General features: G+C 70.0%; 23 protein-coding genes, 1 pseudogene and 1 riboswitch. Of the genes and pseudogenes, 12 read left to right on the forward strand and 12 right to left on the reverse strand.

Translation table 11 applies throughout. From position 1 onward, the window contains the following. Positions 1 to 16 precede the first annotated feature (16 nt). Complete coding sequence (locus tag BN971_RS13890) at positions 17 to 1,312, reverse strand: helicase-associated domain-containing protein (protein ID WP_090350164.1); 1,296 nt, start codon at positions 1,310 to 1,312, stop codon at positions 17 to 19. Positions 1,313 to 1,410: 98 nt separating this feature from the next. Here BN971_RS13890 and BN971_RS13895 point away from each other — a divergent pair, with 98 nt between their 5' ends. From BN971_RS13895 to BN971_RS13910, 4 genes are read left to right on the forward strand one after another with little or no spacing between them, the layout of a single operon-like run. Beyond that, complete coding sequence (locus BN971_RS13895) at positions 1,411 to 1,611, forward strand: hypothetical protein (protein ID WP_090350165.1); 201 nt, start codon at positions 1,411 to 1,413, stop codon at positions 1,609 to 1,611. 8 nt (positions 1,612 to 1,619) lie between these two features. Beyond that, entirely contained in the window at positions 1,620 to 2,108 is a 489-nt protein-coding gene (moaC, locus tag BN971_RS13900) for a cyclic pyranopterin monophosphate synthase MoaC (protein ID WP_085182466.1), read from the forward strand. Continuing rightward, a complete protein-coding gene (locus BN971_RS13905; RefSeq protein ID WP_085182465.1) occupies positions 2,108 to 2,590 on the forward strand; it encodes a MogA/MoaB family molybdenum cofactor biosynthesis protein in 483 nt (160 codons plus the stop codon). Before moaC ends, BN971_RS13905 begins: the two co-directional genes overlap by 1 nt. After that, positions 2,587 to 3,012, forward strand: coding sequence for a molybdenum cofactor biosynthesis protein MoaE (locus BN971_RS13910; RefSeq protein WP_085182464.1), 426 nt, complete (start codon positions 2,587 to 2,589; stop codon positions 3,010 to 3,012). The genes BN971_RS13905 and BN971_RS13910 overlap by 4 nt, the downstream gene beginning before the upstream one ends. Before the next feature lie 12 nt (positions 3,013 to 3,024). Here the strand turns inward: BN971_RS13910 and BN971_RS13915 are convergent. The 4 genes and pseudogenes from BN971_RS13915 to BN971_RS13930 all read right to left on the reverse strand — a co-directional run bounded on the left by BN971_RS13915 (position 3,025) and on the right by BN971_RS13930 (position 5,963). Continuing rightward, positions 3,025 to 3,772: pseudogene (locus tag BN971_RS13915) on the reverse strand (transglycosylase family protein). A gap of 13 nt (positions 3,773 to 3,785) precedes the next feature. Next, a riboswitch (cyclic di-AMP (ydaO/yuaA leader) is annotated at positions 3,786 to 3,996 on the reverse strand. Between the two features lie 209 nt (positions 3,997 to 4,205). Then, complete coding sequence (locus tag BN971_RS13920) at positions 4,206 to 4,490, reverse strand: MoaD/ThiS family protein (protein ID WP_085178884.1); 285 nt, start codon at positions 4,488 to 4,490, stop codon at positions 4,206 to 4,208. Then, positions 4,483 to 5,562, reverse strand: a complete 1,080-nt coding sequence (moaA, locus tag BN971_RS13925; protein ID WP_085178885.1) for a GTP 3',8-cyclase MoaA — start codon at positions 5,560 to 5,562, stop codon at positions 4,483 to 4,485. The genes BN971_RS13920 and moaA overlap by 8 nt, the downstream gene beginning before the upstream one ends. After that, complete coding sequence (locus tag BN971_RS13930) at positions 5,559 to 5,963, reverse strand: YccF domain-containing protein (protein WP_085178886.1); 405 nt, start codon at positions 5,961 to 5,963, stop codon at positions 5,559 to 5,561. Before BN971_RS13930 ends, moaA begins: the two co-directional genes overlap by 4 nt. Before the next feature lie 162 nt (positions 5,964 to 6,125). Here BN971_RS13930 and BN971_RS13935 point away from each other — a divergent pair, with 162 nt between their 5' ends. Together BN971_RS13935 and BN971_RS13940 are read left to right on the forward strand one after the other, a co-directional pair. After that, a complete protein-coding gene (locus BN971_RS13935) occupies positions 6,126 to 6,539 on the forward strand; it encodes a cold-shock protein (RefSeq protein WP_085178887.1) in 414 nt (137 codons plus the stop codon). Between the two features lie 31 nt (positions 6,540 to 6,570). Beyond that, positions 6,571 to 7,575: a glutathione S-transferase family protein gene (locus BN971_RS13940; RefSeq protein ID WP_085178888.1), complete on the forward strand. Its 1,005-nt coding sequence runs from the start codon at positions 6,571 to 6,573 to the stop codon at positions 7,573 to 7,575. 70 nt (positions 7,576 to 7,645) lie between these two features. Here the strand turns inward: BN971_RS13940 and BN971_RS13945 are convergent, their stop codons facing one another. The 3 genes from BN971_RS13945 to BN971_RS13955 all read right to left on the reverse strand — a co-directional run bounded on the left by BN971_RS13945 (position 7,646) and on the right by BN971_RS13955 (position 10,818). Next, a complete protein-coding gene (locus BN971_RS13945) occupies positions 7,646 to 8,557 on the reverse strand; it encodes a DUF559 domain-containing protein (RefSeq protein ID WP_085178889.1) in 912 nt (303 codons plus the stop codon). Positions 8,558 to 8,662: 105 nt separating this feature from the next. Next, positions 8,663 to 9,115 carry a DUF2771 domain-containing protein gene (locus tag BN971_RS13950; RefSeq protein ID WP_090350225.1) on the reverse strand — a complete coding sequence of 151 codons (453 nt, stop codon included), beginning with the start codon at positions 9,113 to 9,115 and terminating at the stop codon, positions 8,663 to 8,665. 44 nt (positions 9,116 to 9,159) lie between these two features. Next, positions 9,160 to 10,818, reverse strand: a complete 1,659-nt coding sequence (locus BN971_RS13955; protein ID WP_090350167.1) for an MFS transporter — start codon at positions 10,816 to 10,818, stop codon at positions 9,160 to 9,162. A gap of 129 nt (positions 10,819 to 10,947) precedes the next feature. Here BN971_RS13955 and BN971_RS13960 point away from each other — a divergent pair, with 129 nt between their 5' ends. Next, positions 10,948 to 11,847 carry a DUF3027 domain-containing protein gene (locus BN971_RS13960; RefSeq protein WP_090350169.1) on the forward strand — a complete coding sequence of 300 codons (900 nt, stop codon included), beginning with the start codon at positions 10,948 to 10,950 and terminating at the stop codon, positions 11,845 to 11,847. Here the strand turns inward: BN971_RS13960 and BN971_RS13965 are convergent. Both BN971_RS13965 and BN971_RS13970 read right to left on the reverse strand, forming a co-directional pair. Continuing rightward, positions 11,844 to 12,299, reverse strand: coding sequence for an SRPBCC family protein (locus BN971_RS13965; protein ID WP_085178893.1), 456 nt, complete (start codon positions 12,297 to 12,299; stop codon positions 11,844 to 11,846). The two genes, BN971_RS13960 and BN971_RS13965, sit on opposite strands and share 4 nt — an antisense overlap. A 10-nt stretch (positions 12,300 to 12,309) precedes the next feature. Then, positions 12,310 to 12,603, reverse strand: coding sequence for a DUF2530 domain-containing protein (locus tag BN971_RS13970; RefSeq protein ID WP_085178923.1), 294 nt, complete (start codon positions 12,601 to 12,603; stop codon positions 12,310 to 12,312). Between the two features lie 95 nt (positions 12,604 to 12,698). Between BN971_RS13970 and BN971_RS13975 the strand changes: the two genes are divergently transcribed. The 3 genes from BN971_RS13975 to BN971_RS13985 all read left to right on the forward strand — a co-directional run bounded on the left by BN971_RS13975 (position 12,699) and on the right by BN971_RS13985 (position 14,294). Further along, positions 12,699 to 13,130 (forward strand): Rv0880 family HTH-type transcriptional regulator, encoded by a 432-nt coding sequence (locus BN971_RS13975; protein ID WP_085178894.1) that lies wholly within the window; start codon positions 12,699 to 12,701, stop codon positions 13,128 to 13,130. Then, on the forward strand, positions 13,127 to 13,945 hold the full coding sequence (locus BN971_RS13980; protein ID WP_085178895.1) for a TrmH family RNA methyltransferase: 819 nt from the start codon (positions 13,127 to 13,129) through the stop codon (positions 13,943 to 13,945). Before BN971_RS13975 ends, BN971_RS13980 begins: the two co-directional genes overlap by 4 nt. 82 nt (positions 13,946 to 14,027) lie before the next feature. Then, positions 14,028 to 14,294, forward strand: a complete 267-nt coding sequence (locus BN971_RS13985; RefSeq protein ID WP_085178896.1) for a DUF2537 domain-containing protein — start codon at positions 14,028 to 14,030, stop codon at positions 14,292 to 14,294. Here BN971_RS13985 and sepH read toward each other — a convergent pair. Together sepH and serC are read right to left on the reverse strand one after the other, a co-directional pair. Further along, complete coding sequence (gene sepH / locus BN971_RS13990) at positions 14,277 to 15,059, reverse strand: septation protein SepH (protein WP_085178897.1); 783 nt, start codon at positions 15,057 to 15,059, stop codon at positions 14,277 to 14,279. The two genes, BN971_RS13985 and sepH, sit on opposite strands and share 18 nt — an antisense overlap. Positions 15,060 to 15,192: 133 nt before the next feature. Next, complete coding sequence (gene serC / locus BN971_RS13995; RefSeq protein WP_085178898.1) at positions 15,193 to 16,311, reverse strand: phosphoserine transaminase; 1,119 nt, start codon at positions 16,309 to 16,311, stop codon at positions 15,193 to 15,195. 198 nt (positions 16,312 to 16,509) lie between these two features. On the opposite strand from serC, the gene BN971_RS14000 reads away from it, so the two are divergent. Continuing rightward, complete coding sequence (locus tag BN971_RS14000) at positions 16,510 to 17,532, forward strand: AurF N-oxygenase family protein (protein WP_085178899.1); 1,023 nt, start codon at positions 16,510 to 16,512, stop codon at positions 17,530 to 17,532. Between the two features lie 18 nt (positions 17,533 to 17,550). Then, the gene (locus BN971_RS14005) at positions 17,551 to 19,245 is read left to right on the forward strand and encodes an FAD-dependent oxidoreductase (protein ID WP_085178900.1); all 1,695 of its coding nucleotides are present in this window, start codon (positions 17,551 to 17,553) and stop codon (positions 19,243 to 19,245) included. The last annotated feature ends 6 nt before the right edge of the window (positions 19,246 to 19,251 follow it).

Below are 19,251 nucleotides of genomic sequence, written 5' to 3' on the forward strand. Positions count from 1 at the left end.
CGAGTCATGTCGACCATTATCGGCCGTTGGCCGACACCACCGACGTGATGCGGTGGATGGCGAAGTCGCGCAGCCGGCCGGACGCCGAATCGAAGGCCACCAGCTGGCCGCCGCGCACGGAGATCGGCGCCACCACCCGCTGGGTGGCCACGCCCGCGGCGTCGTGGTAGCCGATGACCAGCGTGTCCTGCTCCCTGGCCGCGCGTTGCAACAGCGACATGGTGACCGCCGGATCGACGCGAATGTTGCCGAACGGCGCGGCGGTCACCCTGCGCAGCACCGCGACGACCGCGTTGAGGCTCTCGGCGTTCGGGCGGGACGCCCCGCGATACGTGCGGCGCGGCTGGGGCGCGGGCACCCTGGCCCCGCGCGGCCGGATGTCGACGACCGAACCGGAGGAGTCTTCGGCGGCCGGAGCGAACCCGGCCCCCCGCAGCGCGGCCAGCACCTCGGCGATCGGCGCCGGCGACACCGCCACCGTCGGCGCCAGCGCGCGCAGCTGCAGCGACTCGCCGGCGGCCACCGCCTGCGCCAGCAGGGTCGGGTCCTCGCAGCGCACGAACGACGCCGCCATGCCGATGCGGAGCTGGCCGTGCCGGCGTGCGACATCGTCGATGAGATACGTAAGGCCTTGCGGTACTGGGGTTTTGGAGTGTTTGGCGAAGAGCTGGTGCATCCAGTCACGGGTCTTGCCGACGTCCAGGGCGTGCCTGATCGACTGCTCGCTGACCCGGTAGACCATGGCGGCGCCGGCGGATTCGACGGTGGCCACCGCCGCCAGGTGCTGCGCCAGTTCGCGTTCCAGCGGCCCGGGCACGACGATCGTCAGGTCGGCCTGCACCAGGAAGTGGTCGATCGGCTCGGGCATCGCGCGCGCCATCGCGTCGACCGCGTCCCTCGCGTCGGCCGCCTCGTCGAGCAGCGCACGGCCCGGGGTGCTGATCGCCCCGCGGCCGACGAGCCCGAACGCGTGGCTCTCGGCGAGCAGATGCCCGACCGGTTCCGGCTGCAGCCGCCTTGACCATCGGGGGCGCCGCCAGATGAGCGCCGCCGACAGCTTGGTCGTGGGCACCGGCGCGGAATCGGCCTGCAGCACCACCAGGGCGTCGAGCACGGCCAGCCGCAGGAAATCGAGCTCATCGGTGGCAGCCTTGACCGACTGGCGGGCCTGTGCGCGCGCGGCCAGGGCGGCGATGCTGCCCGGTGGGGGCTGGGCGAGGTCCGGCCGCAGCTCGAGCAGCCTGATCAGCCGCTCGTCCGGTAGTTCGGCCAGCCAGGACCCCAGCGGGATGTCCGGGGTGTTGTCGGTCATTGCTGACCAGACTAAGGCAGTCGGCGAACCCCGCGGGCACGTCGATTAACTGCCGGCCTTGCGCGACGGACTCGCATCGACCTGTCAGAATGGTCCCCGTGGCTGACATTGCTGAGGGCAAGGCCCGCAAAACCAGGTACGTCGACAATGGCTGGCCGGCGACGGAGCCGGACGACCATCCGGTGAGCGAACTGGCCAGCGACCGGACGGGCGCGTTGTCGCCCTTCGGGGATCTGGTGTTCCCGCTCCCCGCGACCGACCTGCCCTACGTGCATCCCGTCACCGACACGACCTGGTAGTCGGCGGGATGACCGGGGCTTCCGGGGCATCGGGAGCGCTGTCACACCTTGATGAGCAGGGTGCGGCGCACATGGTCGATGTCAGCGACAAGGGAGCCACCAAGCGGACCGCCGTCGCCGCGGGTCGCCTGCGTACCTCGCGGGAGGTCGTGGCGCTGATTTCGACGGGTGGGCTGCCCAAGGGCGATGCGCTGGCCACCGCGCGAGTGGCGGGCATCCTGGCGGCCAAACGCACCAGCGACCTGATCCCGCTGTGTCATCAGCTCGCCCTCACCGGCGTGGACATCGACTTCGCCGTCGGCGACGACGACATAGAGATCACAGCGACAGTGCGCAGCACCGACCGCACGGGGGTGGAGATGGAGGCGCTGACCGCCGTCAGCGTGGCGGGGCTCACGCTCTACGACATGATCAAGGCGGTTGATCCGGCCGCGCTCATCGGTGACATCCGGGTGCTGCGCAAGGACGGCGGCAAAACCGGGACCTGGTCGCGCTGATGGGCACCCGATCCGCGCGGGTGATCATCGCCTCGACGCGCGCGTCGACGGGCGCCTATGAAGACCGGTGTGGGCCGATCATCGCCGAATGGCTTGCAGAACGCGGCTTTTCGGCCGTGGAGCCGCAGGTGGTCGCCGACGGCGAGCCGGTCGGCCAAGCGCTGCGCGGCGCGGTCGATGCCGACGTCGATCTCATCATCACCTCGGGGGGCACCGGGATCTCACCCAGCGACAGCACCCCGGATCAGACCGTCGCGGTGCTGGACTACATGATCCCCGGCCTCGCCGACGCCATCCGCCGCGCCGGGCAGCCCCAGGTCCCGACGTCGGTGCTGTCGCGCGGCGTGTGCGGCGTGGCCGGCCACACCCTGATCGTGAACTTGCCCGGATCTCCCGGTGGAGTGCGCGACGGGCTCAGCGTGCTCGCCGACGTCCTCGACCACGCGCTCGACCAGCTCGCCGGCGGAGACCACGAGCGATGACGCTGGTCGTGCGCGCCGCCATGACCGAGCACCCGATCGAGCTGGCCGAGCACGAAGAGCTGGTAAGCCACCAGTCCGCGGGGGCGGTCGTGGGCTTCGTCGGCATGATTCGCGACCACGACGGCGGGCGGCGGGTGGTGCGGTTGGAGTATTCGGCGCACCCGTCTGCCGATCAGGTGCTGGCGCAGGTCGTGGCCGACATCGCCGCCCAGTCCGACGGTGTGCGCGCCATCGCCGTCAGCCACCGCATCGGCGTGCTGCACATCGGCGAGGCGGCGCTGGTGGCCGCCGTGGCAGCCGACCACCGTCAGGCGGCGTTTGCCACCTGCGCCCGTCTGGTCGACGCCATCAAAGCGCGGCTGCCGGTGTGGAAGCACCAGTTCTTCGATGACGGAACCGAAGAATGGGTGGGCTCGGCCTAGAGCCTCGCCGGGTCAGCTGAGGACCGACGGCTGCGCCAGGGAGTCCAGCGCTTCGTTGCCGTGAATGTCCAACCCGCGGATGGCATCCCACAGTTGCCGGGTGTAGCCGACCTTCGTGGCCTGCTGCGGCTGACCGGGTGACCCTGCGGCGTCGTCCGGTGCCGGCGCGTCGGCCGGGGGCGCGGGCGGCAGTGGCCGGGGGGGCCGGGGGCAGTGCGTCGGCCGGAGGGGGCGCCTGGACGTTGTTGGAGGCCAGCTGCACCGGGGCGGCAGGCGGAGGGGCTTCCGGCGGAGGAGCGTCCGCCGGCGGAGGCGCCAGCGGGGCGGGTGCTCCGTTGACGCCCGGTGCGTCCAGAGGCGCGTCCAGCGCGGCCGGCGCCGGAACCTCACGCGGGGTCGGACCCGACAAGCCGTGCCCACAGACGGGCCATGCGCCCCGTCCCTGCGAAGCCAAAACGCGTTCGGCGACGGCGATCTGCTGTTCCTTGGTGGCCAGTTCGGCTGACGGGGCGTACTGCCCGCCGCCGTGCGACGCCCACGTGCTGGCGCTGAATTGAACGCCGCCGTGGTAACCGTTTCCGGTGTTGATGGACCAGTTACCGCCGGATTCGCAGCGGGCTACCTGGTCCCACTCGCCGTCGGTGGCCGCGGCCGCCTGCCCGGCGAGGGCGATGCCGCCGCTACCCAGAACCGCCCCGGTGAGGGCGAGCTTGGCGACGCTGATGTTGGAAGAAGTGGGCTTGCGATGACGTCCACTCATAGGCCGTGAAGGATCCCTCTCTCGTCACGCGCCTGCGAGGTCAGCTGTCGGGTTCGGGTGGGAGAGGCTACCCGGCCGACGTCGCGCTCCTGAGAGCCGACGGCGGCTTCACCCCAAGGGGCCGCATGCGGCCCCGGTCCGATCACGGTGGACCGGTGGGTCCCCCGTCTCCATCCACTAATGGTTTCCCCCGCCTACTGGATGGAGCTCGGCGCGCTAGGCGGGAGAGGTTCGCCAACCCGGTCTGCTTTGGCGAACCCCCGCAGACGCTAGCGGCTTCTGTCGGTCTCGTCACGTCAAGCGAAACTCGGCGTTTCCTCCACAGACATCTTCGAAAACCCCAGGAACATCTAGAGTTTGCGCAGCTCATACCACCGGCAATCGAATCGTGTCCGCGCCGTTATCTTTCCGTTACGTGAGATATGTCACAGGCTTATCCCCCGGCGAATGGGGGCAGCACGTCGATCGTGTTTCCGGTTGATAACGCGGCGGTTTCGTCGCGAACGGCTATCCCGTCGCACAGGTACGAGCAGCGGCTCAGCACCGTGGCCAGCCGGCTGCCCTGGGTCGCGAGCCGGTCGACGAGCTGCGCCACCGTGGTGCCCGGACGCAGCACGAAGGTCTGCGAATCGGCGCCGGCGGCCGCGCGCGCGGCCGCGAAGTAGCGGACCGTCACCTGGATCCCTTCGGCGGGCGGGTGACCCGCGCCGTCAGCCACCGATCGCACTCATCGGGCGGTCGGGCTGGACGAAGCCGGGATCGTTGATCCCGTGGCCGGCGGGCTTGCCCCACATCGCCGCGCGCCAGGCCGCCTCGATGGCGTCGTCGCTCCCGCCGCCACGCAGCAGGCCCCGGAGGTCGGTCTCCCGCGTGGCGAAAAGGCAGCTGCGGACCTGGCCGTCGGCCGTGAGCCTGGTGCGATCGCAACTCGCGCAGAAGGCCTTCGAGACCGACGCGATGACGCCGAACTTTCCACTCGGCGTGCCGGCTCCCGTGTCGGCGAGCCAGAGTTCGGCCGGCGCCGAGCCCCGCGGCGCCGGGTCCGGGCGCAACCGGAAGTGCGGGCGCAGCGCCGAGAGCACGTCGTCGGCGCTGAGCGCGGCATCACGGCTCCACTGGTGCCCGGCGTCCAACGGCATCTGTTCGATGACCCGCAACTGGTAGCCGTGCTCGAGGCAGAACCGCAACAGCGCGGCGACATCGGCGCGCCCGGTGGCGGGGTCGAGCACGGCGTTGACCTTCACCGGCGTCAGGCCCGCCCGCTCGGCGGCGGCCAAACCGGCCAGCACGTCATCGAGCCGGTCGCGCCGGGTGATAGCCGCGAAGTGCTTCCGGTCGACGCTGTCCAGCGACACGTTGACCCGGTCCAGACCAGCCCGCGCGAGGGCGCCGGCCCGTCGCGCCAGGCCCACCCCGTTGGTCGTCAGCGAAATCTCCGGGCGGGGCCGCAGATTCGCCGCGGCGGCGACCGCCTCCTCGAGGTGGCGTGACAACAGCGGCTCACCACCGGTGAAACGCACGCTGGTGACGCCGAGGCGGGTGACCGCGATGCGCATCAGCCTGGCCAACTCTTCGAGCCGCAGCAGTTGCTCGTCGGGCAGCCAGTCCAGGCCCTCCGCCGGCATGCAATAACTGCAGCGCAGATTGCAGCGATCGGTCAGCGACACCCGCAGATCGGTCGCTGCGCGGCCGTAGGTGTCGACCAACGGCCCGCGGGCCGGCATGCGGCTGTGCGCCGGCTCCGCCACGCGGCCCGGCATCGTCGGGAGACCCAGCGCTGTCAGCGTCATGTGGGCACCGGTGCGTAGGGGGAGGACGGTTCGACGGGCACGATCTGCTTGCCCAGCGGCATCAGCGATATCGGGATGAGCTTGAGGTTGGCCAGCGCCAGCGGAATGCCGACGATCGTGATGGCCATGGCGGCCGCGCTGACCACATGGCCGATCGCCAGCCATAACCCGAACAGCAGCACCCAGATGACGTTGCCGATGAGCGTGCCGGTGCCCGCGGAGGGCTTCTGAACGATCGTGCGGCCGAACGGCCACAGCGCGTAGGAGGCGATGCGCAGCGATGCGAAGCCGAACGGGATGGTGACGATCAGCAGGAAGCTGACGAGCGCCGCGAGGAAGTAGCCGGCGGCCATCCACAGGCCGCCGAACAGCAGCCAGATGACGTTCAGGATCAGGCGCATAGCTCCTCCCGGGGTAGTGCCAGCCTACCGGCGACCGCCCGGAGGGGGTGCTCGTCCGCCGGGCATCCGAGTAGGATCAGATTTCGACTTTGCGTCCTGTGCAGGCGGGACGTTCCTTGTGTTGCCCATCCTAGTGATCCGTCAGACAAGCAGGTGAGACCAGTGCCGACCGGCAAGGTTAAGTGGTACGACGCCGACAAGGGATTTGGCTTCCTGTCGCAGGAGGACGGCGAAGACGTCTACGTCCGCTCCTCGGCGTTGCCCGCCGGGGTCGAGGGGCTCAAAGCGGGCCAGCGGGTGGAGTTCGGCATCGCGTCCAGCCGGCGCGGCCCGCAAGCGTTGAGCCTCAAGCTGATCGAACCGCCGCCGAGCCTCACCAAGACTCAGGGTCGCCGCGAGACGCCCGCCGAGCACAAGCACAGTCCCGACGAGTTGCACGGGATGGTCGAGGACATGATCACCCTGCTGGAAAGCGTCGTGCAGCCCGAGTTGCGCAAGGGGCGCTACCCCGACCGCAAGACCGCGCGCCGGGTGTCCGAAGTGGTCAAGGCGGTGGCCCGGGAGCTTGACTCCTAGCCTGGCTGTTTTGCACCGGATAGGGAGACGAATGGCCACCTATGTCGCCGGGGCGGGCGAATTCACTCGCGACACCAACTACATCACCACTCGCGTCACGGCCGACGGGCGCGACGGCTACCCGGTTGAGCCCGGCCGCTATCGGCTCGTCGTCGCCAGGGCCTGCCCCTGGGCCAATCGCGCCATCATCGTGCGCCGCTTGTTGGGTCTGGAAGACGTTCTCTCCATTGGGTTTTGCGGCCCCACCCACGACGAGCGCAGCTGGACGTTCGATCTGGACCCCGGACGCGTCGACCCGGTGCTCAAGATCCCGCGGTTGCAGGACGCCTACTTCAAGCGCTTCCCCGACTATCCCAAGGGCATCACCGTTCCGGCGCTCGTCGATGTTCCGACCGGCGCGGTGGTGACCAACGACTTCGCCCAGATGACGCTGGACTTCTCGACGGAGTGGACCGCCTACCACCGCGACGGCGCACCCGTGCTGTACCCCGAGGCGCTGCGGACCGAGATCGACGAGGTGAACAAGAGGGTCTACACCGAGATCAACAACGGCGTGTACCGGTGCGGATTCGCCGGCTCACAGGACGCCTACGAAGCGGCCTACGATCGGCTGTTCACCGCCTTGGACTGGGTGAGCGATCGCCTGGCCGATCGGCGATACCTGTTGGGCGACACCATAACCGAGGCCGACGTGCGACTGTTCACCACGCTGGCCCGCTTCGACCCGGTGTATCACGGTCATTTCAAGTGCAATCGAAGCAAGCTCAGCGAGATGCCCGTGCTGTGGGCGTACGCGCGCGACCTGTTCCAGACGCCGGGATTCGGCGACACCGTCGATTTCGTCCAGATCAAGCAGCACTACTACATCGTGCACGCCGACATCAACCCCACCCGCATCGTGCCCAAGGGGCCCGAGCTGGCCGACTGGCTCACTCCCCACGGCCGGGAAGCCTTGGGCGGCAGGCCCTTCGGGGACGGAACGCCACCCGGACAGCCGGTCGAGGGCGAGCGGGTCCCGGCCGGTCACGGCGCCTAGGGCGGACGGCTCGGCAGCCCCGCCCGCCGCCCCTCGACGCCCGCCCCCGCTCGAACGTCGGGTTGTTGCGCTAGATCGCGGCGTGTCGCCTCAACAAGTCGACGTTGGTGCGCGGTGACGGGCGGCAGCCGGCGGCGAGGAGCGCGCGGCGCGTGCGTTCGATGACGACGTGCGGGCGGTGCCGGAGGATGTCGGCGCTGACCCGGATGATCGTCCAGCCGCGGGCTTCGAGTTCGGCCAGTCGATCGATGTCCCGGTTGCGGCGTGCCGGGTCCGTCCAATGTTGGGCGCCGTCGAACTCCACGCCGACCTTCCAGCGTTCCCAGCCCATGTCGATCCGCGCCAGCACCGCGCCCCAGTCGTTGAGCACCTCGATCTGCGTATGGGGCCGCGGCAATCCGCCGCCGAGGAGCACCAGGCGGGTCCGGGTTTCGTAGGGCGATTCAGCGCCACCATCAGCCAGTCGCAATGCCCGACGCAGCTGCACCGATCCGCGGACCCCGCGATGGCGGTCGGAGATCAGCTCCACGTCCGCCGCCTTGATCTGGGTGGCGCGCATCAGGGAATCGAGCCGAATAACCGCTGTTGTCAATCCCTTCCGTCGGCCGAGGTCGAACGCGGTGCGTGCGGGCGTGGTCAGTCGGATTCCGTCGCGGACGCATGTTTCGTCGTCGCTCAGAGCGTCGCTGTGCAGGACGATGCCGGGCGCCTTGTCGCGGCTGGGACGGTTCAACTCGGCGGGCAGCCAGTCGTCGATCCATGCCGTGCGGTGCAGTGCCGCCGCCGAGAGGCCGGCGACCGTGGCGGTGCCGCCGGACCACAGCCACGCGGCCACGGCCCGCGTCACGGGTGTCAACGTCTGGCCGCGGGGGACGTAGACGTTGCGATGCACCATCTCGTATCGGGTGCGCAGCTCGTGCCTTGTGACGACGCCCGCCGCCAACGCGTCGGTCCCTCTGAACGGCCAGTCCGGGCTCTGCATGGCGACACCATGCCTCGCCGCACCGACACCCTCGGACGAACGTCGGGTTGTTGCGCACGATCCCGGCGTGTCGCCGCAACAAGTCGACGTTCGGCACCCAAACGGCTAAAAGCTAAGCCGCACCGACCATTCCGCGTGGGGGGCCTCATGCAGCTCCCCGGCGCGGTCGACCACCAGGGTCAGCAGTTGCACGACGACGCCCGTCAGCCGGCCGCGTTGCGGGTCGACCGACGGGATGGTGACCGCGAACCTGGTGCCGGGCCGAAAGATCGTGCTGGTGGTGTTAGCCGGATCCTCGTAAACCTTCAGCAGTCGCCAGGGGGCGCGGTAGATGGCGTCGGGCACCGAAAGCTGCACCGGATCGCGCTCATTGACCCGCAGTTCGCCCTGGGTCTGCGGTGTCTGGCAGTCATCCAGGTTGAGGACGTTGCAGTACAGGTACGGGCCCACCCGGGTGAGGTGGCCGTGGGAATAGGCGCTGATCTCGGGTCGGTGCGGTCCCGACGGTCGCACCAGCAGCCAGGTGCCCACTCCGGCGCCGACGCACACCAGGGTCATCACGGCGACGAGCGCCGCGGCCGCGCCCCGCCCGGTTGGTTTCTTCACTCGCGCGCCGCCGCCGGATTCGGGGCGCCTCGGCGCGAGCCCTCCTGCTCGACCATGACGGGCCGGTTGCCGCCGAGGCCGGGAATCAACGAGTCGCCGCGGAAGCTGACCAGCGTCTGCGCCAGCCCGAGGATGAGCAGGGCGGTCACCGCGGTGAAGCCGATCCACCATTCGGTGTAGACCAAAACGCCCAGCGCGCCGCCCAGGACCCAGGCCAGCTGCAGCGTCGACTCCGAGCGGCCGAAGCCGGATGCCCGAGATTCCTCGGGCAAGTCGTGCTGCAGTGAGGCGTCCAGCGAGGCCTTGGCGATCGCGCTGGACCCGGACGTGACAAGGGTGGCGATCACCACCGCCGCCAGGGTCCCGGCCACCGAGCCCGCCAGCGCCACCGCGCACACCGCGACCGTGCAGCGCACCACCAGCACGGCCGGCCTGCCCAACTGCAGCCGGGCGCTGGTGAAGTTGCCCGCGAAGTTGCCGATTCCGGCGGCCGCGCCGATCATCCCGAGCATGCCGAGCTGGACCCAGCCGTTGGCCTGATGGGACTTGGCAACGAACGCCGGGTACAGGAACAGGAATCCGACCATCACCTTGATGGTGCAATTGCCCCACAGTGAGGTGATGATGTTGCGGCCCAAGGGCTGTCGTAGTGTCCCGCTGACCTTCTTGACCTCGTCGGGCCAACTCCGCCGCGGCTGACCGCTGCCCTGCCGATAGCTCAGCGTGGCCGGCACCTCACCCGCGGTGACCTCCACCCAACGCGGAATCCGCATGGCAAGTGAGGCGCCGGCGATCGACACCGCGATGACGACGAACAGGGCGCCCGGCAGCTTCAACAAGTGGGTGCAGGCGAATTCGACGCCGGCCGCCACGGCGCCGCCGGCGATCGTGCCGCCGAGCAGACCGAAGACGGTCAGCCGGGAGTTCACCCGCACCAGGTCGATCGTCGGGGGCATCACCCGCGGCGTCACCGCGCTGCGCAGCACGCTGAACGACTTCGAGAGCACCATCATCGCCAGCGCGCAGGGGTAGAGGACCATTGACGGGTAGCTGCCGGTGGCGCCGTCGTAATTCATGATCAGTACGAGCGCCAACAGGGTGCGCAACATGAACGACGCGGCCAGCGCGACGCGGCGGCCGTGCTGCAGCCGGTCCAGCGCCGGTCCGATGAGCGGGGCGATCACCGCGAATGGCGCGATCGTGATCAACAGGTAGAGCGCGACCCGGCCCTTGCTCTCGCCGGTGGCGGCGGCGAAGAACAGGGTGTTGGCCAGCGCCACGGCCATCGCGGCGTCCACCGCGAAATTCGCCACCACCGGCCACGTCAGCGCGGTGAGCCCGGATTTGTCCGCGCCGTCGGCGGTGGCGGCCCGCTGGACTATCGAATACATCCGCGAACCCATCTCGCGGCTGCGCTGCGCGGCCGCGCGGGTGACCGTGATCCGTTCGCCGGGCGCCGGACCCCGCGGGGGCGCCCCGCCGCCGCGGCCGGCATCGGGTTCCTCGCCCAGCGGCGGTAGGTAGCGGTTGGCGCTCGGCATCGGCGGCGGGCGCCGCGTGCGGCGTGGGCCGGGGTCGCCGGCCGGGTAATTGGCCATGCCCGGATGCTGTTTTGCCGACCCGTTGTGGGGCCGGCGGCCCGGGTTGGAGGCCACCCGCCCCGGATCGTCACGCCGCCGTCCAGACACGCACCAATTCTGTCTTATCCCGACTCCATGCGTCTGCAGATACCGGGCGTGGCTCGCCGCCCTAGTATTGGAGTCGCATTGCAGAGAGGGGACAGCGTGTCCGGACCGATCGAGGAATCCGCCGTGGCCACCGTGGACGACTGGCCCGAGGGTTTGGCGGCGGTGCTCACCGGTGCGACCGACACGGCCAGGGCAGCCGTCGAGGAGTTCAGCGGCCCGGAAACGGTCGGGGACTACCTCGGCGTGAGCTATGAGGATCCGACTGCGGCCACCCACCGCTTCCTCGCCCACCTGCCCGGATACCAGGGCTGGCAGTGGGCCGTGGTCGTGGCCGCCCACCCGGGGGCCGAGCGCGCGACCGTCAGCGAGGTGGTGCTGATTCCCGGGCCGACCGCCCTGCTCGCTCCGCACTGGCTGCCGTGGGAGCAGCGGGTCCGCCCCGGCGACCTCAGCCCGGGGGATCTGCTGGCGCCCGCGGCCGACGACCCCCGGCTGGTGCCGGGTTACGCCGCCAGCGGTGATCCGCAGGTCGACGAGGTCGCCGCCGAAGTCGGGTTGGGCCGCCGCTGGGTGATGAGCATCATCGGCCGCCTCGAGGCCGCCGAACGCTGGCACACCGGGGAGTTCGGACCCGACTCGCCGATGGCCCGCTCCACCAAGCGGATGTGCCGCGACTGCGGCTTCTTCCTGCCGCTGGCGGGATCGCTCGGCCGGGTGTTCGGGGTGTGCGGCAACGAGTTGTCGGCGGACGGGCACGTCGTTGACAAGCAGTACGGCTGCGGCGCGCACTCAGACACCCCGGCCCCGCCGGGCACCGGGTCGCCCGTGTACGAGCCCTTCGACGACGGCGTGCTCGACGTCAGTCAAGCACCGCCCGTCCCGGAGGCCGAGCCGGTCGCGGAGGCCGAGTCGGCGGAGGGCGTCGGGGAGGCGGAGTCCGCCGCGGAGGCCGAGCCGACCGAGCCGCCGGACGAGCCCGGCGAACCCACCGACTAGCCCTTTTCCGCGGCGGCCTTGATCCTGGCCAGCGAGTCGTTCATGCCGTCGAGCAATTCGCGTTCGAAGTTGGCGGTCCCGCCGAATAACGCGTTGACCGACAGGCTGGAGAAGGCCGTGACGCCGTTTTCGGCGTGGCGGCTCTCCGTGAGCCGGGTTCCGCTCCCGTTCGCCTCGAGTTCGTAGCTCCAGACGGTGCGGTTGGCGTCGACCCGGAAGGCGAGCTTCTTCTCCGGAACCATCTCGACCACCTTGCTGGTGGTCGGCCACATGAACCTGTTGCGGCGGTTCAGGTTTAGGGTGCGGGTGCCCGGACGCACCGGGCCGAACGGCTTCATCCAGCGGCATTGCGGGCTCCACTGGGGCATGCGCCGCAAGTCGGAGATCAGCTCCCACACCCGGGCGGGCGGCGCGTCGATGTCAACGTGCGTCTGGAGCAGCGCGGCTGCCATGCCTCCTCCTTTAGTCCGTGCCTCGTGAAATGTCGTGGTCGAGAAAGGTTTCCAGTCCGGTCTGCGCGCCGCGGGCCCCGCGGCGGGCCGCGGCCAGCTGCCACACGAAGATGCTGGTGCCGAGCAACCCGACGCCCAGTCCGGCCACCGCCACCGGACGCCAGCTCTCGAGGCTGGGCACCAGGAACGCGAGGGCCACGGCGACCAGCCAGCCCAGCGCCCCCAGGGCGATGAACGGCCACACCTGAAGCAGCGCGGGCGGCAGCGGCGGGGCCTCGCTGGCGGGACCCGGTTCGGCAGACATTGCGATCAACATAGCCCGCCCCCACCGGGCGCGGCCAAAACGGATCGTCGGCGGTTTGTCGCCGCGGTTTCTTGCGGCCCGTGTACCCTCGCGCCATGCCTGACAGCGATGCGCGGCTGGCCAGCGACCTGTCGCTGGCGGTCATGCGGCTGGCCCGCCAACTGCGGTTCCGCAACCCGTCATCGCCGGTGTCGCTGTCGCAGCTGTCGGCCCTGGCGACCTTGGCGAACGAGGGTCCGATGACGCCCGGCGCGCTGGCGATCCGGGAACGGGTCCGTCCGCCGTCGATGACCCGGGTGATCGCCTCGTTGGCCGAGATGGGTCTGGTCGATCGCACCCCCCACCCCGACGACGGCCGTCAAGTGCTGGTCGCGGTGTCCGAGTCCGGCGCCGAGTTGGTGAAGGTCACCCGCCGCGCCCGCCAGGAGTGGCTGGCCAAACGCCTGGCGACGTTGAACGACGACCAGCGCGAAACGCTGCGTCATGCGGCCGACCTGATGTTGGCACTCGTCGACGAAGGCCCGTGAGCGCCGGCTTGCACGTGCTGGACGTCGACGATCCCGACGACCCTCGGCTCGACGATTTCCGCGACTTGAACAGCGTCGACCGCCGGCCCGATCTGCCGACCGGCAAGGGCCTGGTGATCGCCGAAGGCGTGCTGGTGGTGCAGCGGATGCTCGCGTCCCGGTTCACCCCGCACGCCCTGCTGGGCACCGATCGCAGGCTGGCCGAGCTCGCCGACGACCTCGTCGCGGTCTCCGCGCCGTTCTACCGGACGTCGGCCGACGTCATGGCGCGAGTCGTCGGGTTCCACCTCAACCGGGGTGTGCTGGCCGCGGCCAGGCGCGTGCCCGAACCCGGCGTCGGGCAGGTTCTCGACGGTGCGCGCACGGTCGCGGTGCTCGAAGGCGTCAACGACCACGAGAACCTGGGGTCGATCTTCCGTAACGCGGCGGGCCTGGGCGTGGATGCGGTGGTGTTCGGCAGCGGCTGCGCCGACCCGCTCTACCGTCGCGCCGTGCGGGTGTCCATGGGTCATGCGTTGCTGGTTCCGTACGCGCGGGCCACGGACTGGCCCGGGGATCTGGAGTTGTTCAGGCAGAACGGATTTCGATTGCTGGCGATGACCCCGAACCCCCAGGCCTGCCCGCTCGCCGAGGCGATGGCCGCCGTCCGTGACGAGCGCGTGGCGGTTCTGGTGGGCGCCGAGGGCCCGGGCCTGACGCACGCGGCGCTGAGGTTGAGCGATGTGGCCACCCGCATCCCGATGTCGCGGGGGACCGACTCCCTCAACGTGGCGACCGCTGCGGGGTTGGCGTTCTACGAGCGGGTCGCTCGATGACGATGCGGGCCGCGGGTCGGCCCGAGGTGGGGGAACCACCCGCTTGCGGGGGAGAAGCGAGCCGTGAGGCTAGGCTTCGCCCGTGAGCGACGAATCCGTGCCCTGGGGAACGGGATTGACGGTGGCCGGGTTCGTGGCCGCGGTGATCGGAGCGGCCGTCGTGGTGTTGAGCCTGGGCCTGGTCCGGGTGCATCCGCTGCTGGCGGTCGGCCTCAACGCCGTGGCGGCAGGGGGATTGGCGCCGACGTTGTGGGGCTGGCGGCGAGCGCCCGTGCGCCGCTGGTTCGTCCTGGGGGCCGGAGTCGGCGTGGCGGGTGCGTGGCTGGCGCTGTTAGCGCTGACCGCCTGAGCGGACGCCGAGCAGCACGTCCTCCCAAGCCGGTATGGCCGGCTTGCCGCGCCGGCTGTGCGCCGGCTGCTGCTCGTGCTGCTGCTCGTGCTGCTCGTCTTGCGGGGCCTCGACGGCCGGCTTCGCGGGCTCGTCGAACTCCAGGCGCGCCACCTGCGCCACCGGCCGGAGCGGACGTTCGAAGCTCGGGTCGATCAGCTCGGCGGCCCCGTCGTCGACGGCCGTGATCGTTCCGCCGTGAGCGCCGGGGGTGAAGCAGAAGTGCGCGATGTTGTCGGAGCGGCCGGCCTTCCACGCGAGCTGCACCGTCCAGCGGCTGTCCTCGTTGCGCCAGGCGTCCCAGCTCAGCCTGTCGGGTTCGAGCCCGCGCGTCACCAGCGCCGTGCTCACGGTTTCCAGCAACGTCAGCACTGAGGGGCCGTCGGCGAGCACGGGGTGTGCGGCCGTTGCCAACTCCGCGGCCCGGGCGCGCTCCAGCAAGACCGGGTGGGCGAAGCGGCGGATCCGTGAGAGGTCAGAGCCCGACGCCGCGGCCACCTGTTCGACGGACGCTCCCGCGCGGATCTTGGCCTGAATCTCTCTGGGGCTGAGCATGTTTGTGACCTCGATGTCGAGCTGCGGTTGCTCGGGTGGTACCCCTTCGCCGCGCACAGCGGCCCTCAGTTGGTCGTCGATCTTCAGCTTGAAGTGCTCTGCCGGGTCGTCACCCTGACAGGTGACGTGTTTGCCGTCGGCGTCGAGCCCAACCACTTTGAGTTCCCGCATGGCTTCTCCTCGCCAGGTCCTCGCCAGGCTCGGTGCAAGTCGGCAACGGACCCGTCACGTGCGCACTCTAGTGCAGCCGACGGCGGTAACCCGCTCAGACACGCTGGTCGGTTGCCGGCTGATGACGGTCGGGTTAAAGCCGCTCGACCACCCAGTCGACACACTGGGTGAGCGCGCTGACGTCGTCGGGGTCGACCGCCGGGAACATCGCGACCCGCAACTGGTTGCGCCCGAGTTTGCGGTATGGCTCGGTGTCGACGATGCCATTGGCCCGCAGGACCTTCGCGACGGCCGCGGCGTCGACCTCGTCGTTGAAGTCGATCGTCCCCACGACCTGGGACCGGGACGCGGGGTCCGCGACGAACGGCGTGGTGTAGGGGCGCTCCTGCGCCCAGGAGTACAGCCGCTGCGACGAGTCCGCGGTGCGCTTGACCGCCCAGTCCAGCCCGCCGTTGCCCAGCATCCAGTCGAGCTGTTCGGCCATCAGGGCCAGCGTGCCGATCGCCGGGGTGTTGTACGTCTGGTTCTTCAGGCTGTTCTCCACCGCGATCGGCAGCGACAGGAAATCGGGAACCCAGCGACCGGATGCCGCGATCGATTCCACGCGGGCCAGCGCGGCCGGGCTCATGACCGCCAGCCACACCCCCCCGTCGCTGGCGAAGTTCTTCTGCGGCGAGAAGTAATAAGCGTCCGCCTCGGTGATGTCGACCGGAAGACCGCCCGCGCCGGAGGTCGCGTCGATCACCACCAGGGCGTCGCCCGAGCCGGCGGGCCGGCGGACCGGCACCGCGACCCCGGTCGACGTTTCGTTGTGGGCCCACGCGATGACGTCGACCGAGGGGTCGGACTGCGGCTCGGGCGCGGTCCCCGGGTCCGCCTTGATCACGATGGGATCGCCGACGAACGGGTTCTTGGCGACCGAGGAGGCGAACTTCGCGCTGAACTCGCCGAAGGACAGGTGCAGCGAGCGCTTGTCGATCAGCCCGAAGGCCGCGGCATCCCAGAACGCGGTCGCGCCGCCGTTGCCGAGGATGACCTCGTAACCGTCCGGCGCGCTGAACAGCTCCCTCACCCCGGTTCGAACGCGGCCGACCAGGTCCTTGACGGGCGCCTGGCGGTGCGACGTCCCGAACAGCGGGGCCGCGGTCGTCGACAACGCCTTCAACTGCTCGGGTCGGACCTTGGAGGGACCCGACCCGAAGCGGCCGTCGCGGGGTTTGATGTCAGCGGGAATCTCGAGCTGGTCAGCCATGCCCACCAGGGTAGTGAGGGCGCCCGGGCCGGCCGCGCGGCGGGCCGATCCCGGCTCCCGGCTGTGAAGCGCGCCACACCACCCCCCTGACCACTGGTCAGAGCACAGTGCCGGAAGCGCTCTGGAAAATATCCAGTACCGGCGGTACTGTCGAAGACACGGCACGTCCGAATGTAAACCTCGCTGGGGAGGCTGGGAATGGCCAGGACGCGAATGGTTCGACGTTGGCGCAGCAACATGGAGGTGCGCGACGACATCGAGTACGTGAACATGCTCGCCACACTGTCTGAGGGGTCGGTGCGGCGAAACTTCAACCCGTACACCGATATCGATTGGGACTCATCGGAATTCGCGGTCACCGACGACGACCCGCGCTGGATCCTTCCGGCCACCGACCCGCTGGGCCGCCACCCCTGGTATCAGGCGCAGCCGCTCGAGCGGCAAATCAAGATCGGCATGTGGCGCCAGGCCAACGTCGCCAAGGTCGGCCTGCACTTCGAATCGATCCTCATTCGCGGCCTGATGAACTACACCTTCTGGGTGCCCAACGGCTCACCCGAATACCGGTACTGCCTGCACGAATCCGTCGAAGAGTGCAACCACACCATGATGTTCCAGGAAATGGTCAACCGCGTCGGCGCCGACGTCCCGGGCATGCCGCGGATGCTGCGCTGGCTGTCGCCCCTGGTTCCGCTGGTGGCCGGCCCGCTGCCGGTGGCGTTCTTCATCGGGGTGCTCGCCGGCGAGGAGCCGATCGACCACACCCAGAAAAACGTTCTGCGCGAAGGCAAGTCGCTGCACCCGATCATGGAACGGGTGATGGCCATCCACGTGGCCGAGGAGGCCCGGCACATCTCGTTCGCACACGAGTTCCTACGCCGGCGGCTGCCGCAACTGAGCAAGCGGCAGCGCTTTTGGACGGCGCTCTACCTGCCGCTGACGATGAAGACCCTGTGCCGGGCAATCGTGTTGCCGCCCAAGGCTTTCTGGGAAGAGTTCGACATCCCGCGCGAGGTCAAGAGGGAGCTGTTCTTCCGCTCGCCCGAATCGCGGAAGTGGTTGAGCGACATGTTCGCCGACGTTCGTATGCTGGCCCACGACACCGGGCTGATGGAGACCCGTTCCGCGCGGCTGATGTGGCGGCTCTGCAAGATCGACGGCAAGCCGTCGCGCTACCGCAGCGAGCCGCAACGCCAGCAGCTGGCCGCTCCGGCGGCCTAGGGCCACGCGAGTTCGGTTATGCCGCACGTTATTACCCAGTCGTGCTGCAACGACGGGTCCTGCGTGTTCGCGTGCCCGGTGAACTGCATCCACCCGACGCCGGACGAGCCGGGCTTTGCGGCCTCGGAAATGCTCCACATCGATCCGATCGCCTGCGTGGACTGCGGGGCCTGCGTGAGCGCCTGCCCCGTCGGCGCCATCGCGCCCGACACCCGGCTGGACGTCGGGCAGCTGCCCTTCGTCGAGATCAACGCATCCTTTTACCCGGAGCGGCCCGCCGACGTGAAGCTGCCGCCGACGTCCAAGCTGGCCCCGGTGCTTCCCGCCGTCCAGTTGCGCCCCCGGCGCCGGCCGCTGACCGTGGCCATCGTCGGATCCGGTCCGGCGGCGATGTACGCGGCCGACGAGTTGCTCACCCAGAAGGGCGTGCGGGTCAACGTCTTTGAGAAACTGCCCACCCCCTACGGGCTGGTGCGCGCCGGGGTGGCACCGGATCACCAGAACACCAAGCGGGTCACGCAGCTCTTCGAGCGGGTCAGTCGTCACCGCGGATTCCGGTTCTACCTCAACGTCGAAATCGGCCGACACCTGAGCCACGAAGAACTGCTGGCCCACCATCACGCCGTGCTGTACGCGGTCGGCGCGCCGGACGACCGTCGCCTGGACATCGACGGCATGGGCCTGCCCGGCACCGCGACCGCCACCGAACTGGTCGCATGGATCAACGGCCACCCCGACTTCGCCGCGCTGCCCGTGGACCTCGGCCATGAACGGGTCGTCGTCATCGGCAACGGCAACGTCGCCCTGGACGTGGCCCGGGTGCTCACCGCCGATCCCGACGAGTTGGCCCGCACCGACATCGCCGACCACGCGCTAGCGGCTCTGCGTAACTCGGCGGTGCGCGAAGTGGTGGTCGCCGCCCGGCGCGGGCCGGCACACTCGGCGTTCACGCTGCCCGAGCTGATCGGGCTGACCGGCACCCGCGAGGTGGTGCTCGACGGCGCCGACCACGAGCGGGTGGCACGCGACCTGGCCACGGTGTCCGACCGGCTCACCAGGAACAAGCTGCAGGCCCTGAGCGGGCTGGGGGAGGCGTCGGGAACCCCGGCCGGTGCCGGCCGGCCGCGAATCAGGCTGGCGTATGAGCTCACGCCCGAACGCGTGCTCGGCCGGGAAAGGGCGTCCGGCGTGGAGTTCTCGGTCACCGGCACCGGGGAGGCGCGCCGCGTGGAAGCCGGGCTGGTGCTGACCTCAATCGGCTACCGCGGCAAGCCAATCCGTGGTCTTCCCTTCGACGAATCGGCGGCCCTGGTCCCCAACGAGGACGGCCGTGTCATCGATCCCGACTCCGGCCGGCCTGTTCCCGGGGCGTACGTGGCGGGGTGGATCAAGCGCGGGCCGACCGGCTTCATCGGGACCAACAAATCCTGCTCGCTGCAGACCGTCGCGGCCCTGGTCGCCGATTTCAACTCCGGCGCACTGACCGATCCGGCGGCAAAGCCCGGCGCCCTGGACACGCTGGTGCGCGGCCGCCGGCCGGACGCCGTCGACTCCGCCGGGTGGCGGGCGATCGACGCCGCCGAGGTCGCCCGCGGCGCCGGCGAAGGCCGCCCCCGTAACAAGTTCACCGACACCGCCGACATGCTCGCGGCGGCCGGCGCGCAGCCGGCGCCGCTGCGACGCCGGCTGCTGGCCCGGCTCGGTAACCGCTAGCCCGTC

It is taken from the genome of Mycobacterium bohemicum DSM 44277 (assembly GCF_001053185.1).
Lineage (GTDB): Bacteria > Actinomycetota > Actinomycetes > Mycobacteriales > Mycobacteriaceae > Mycobacterium > Mycobacterium bohemicum.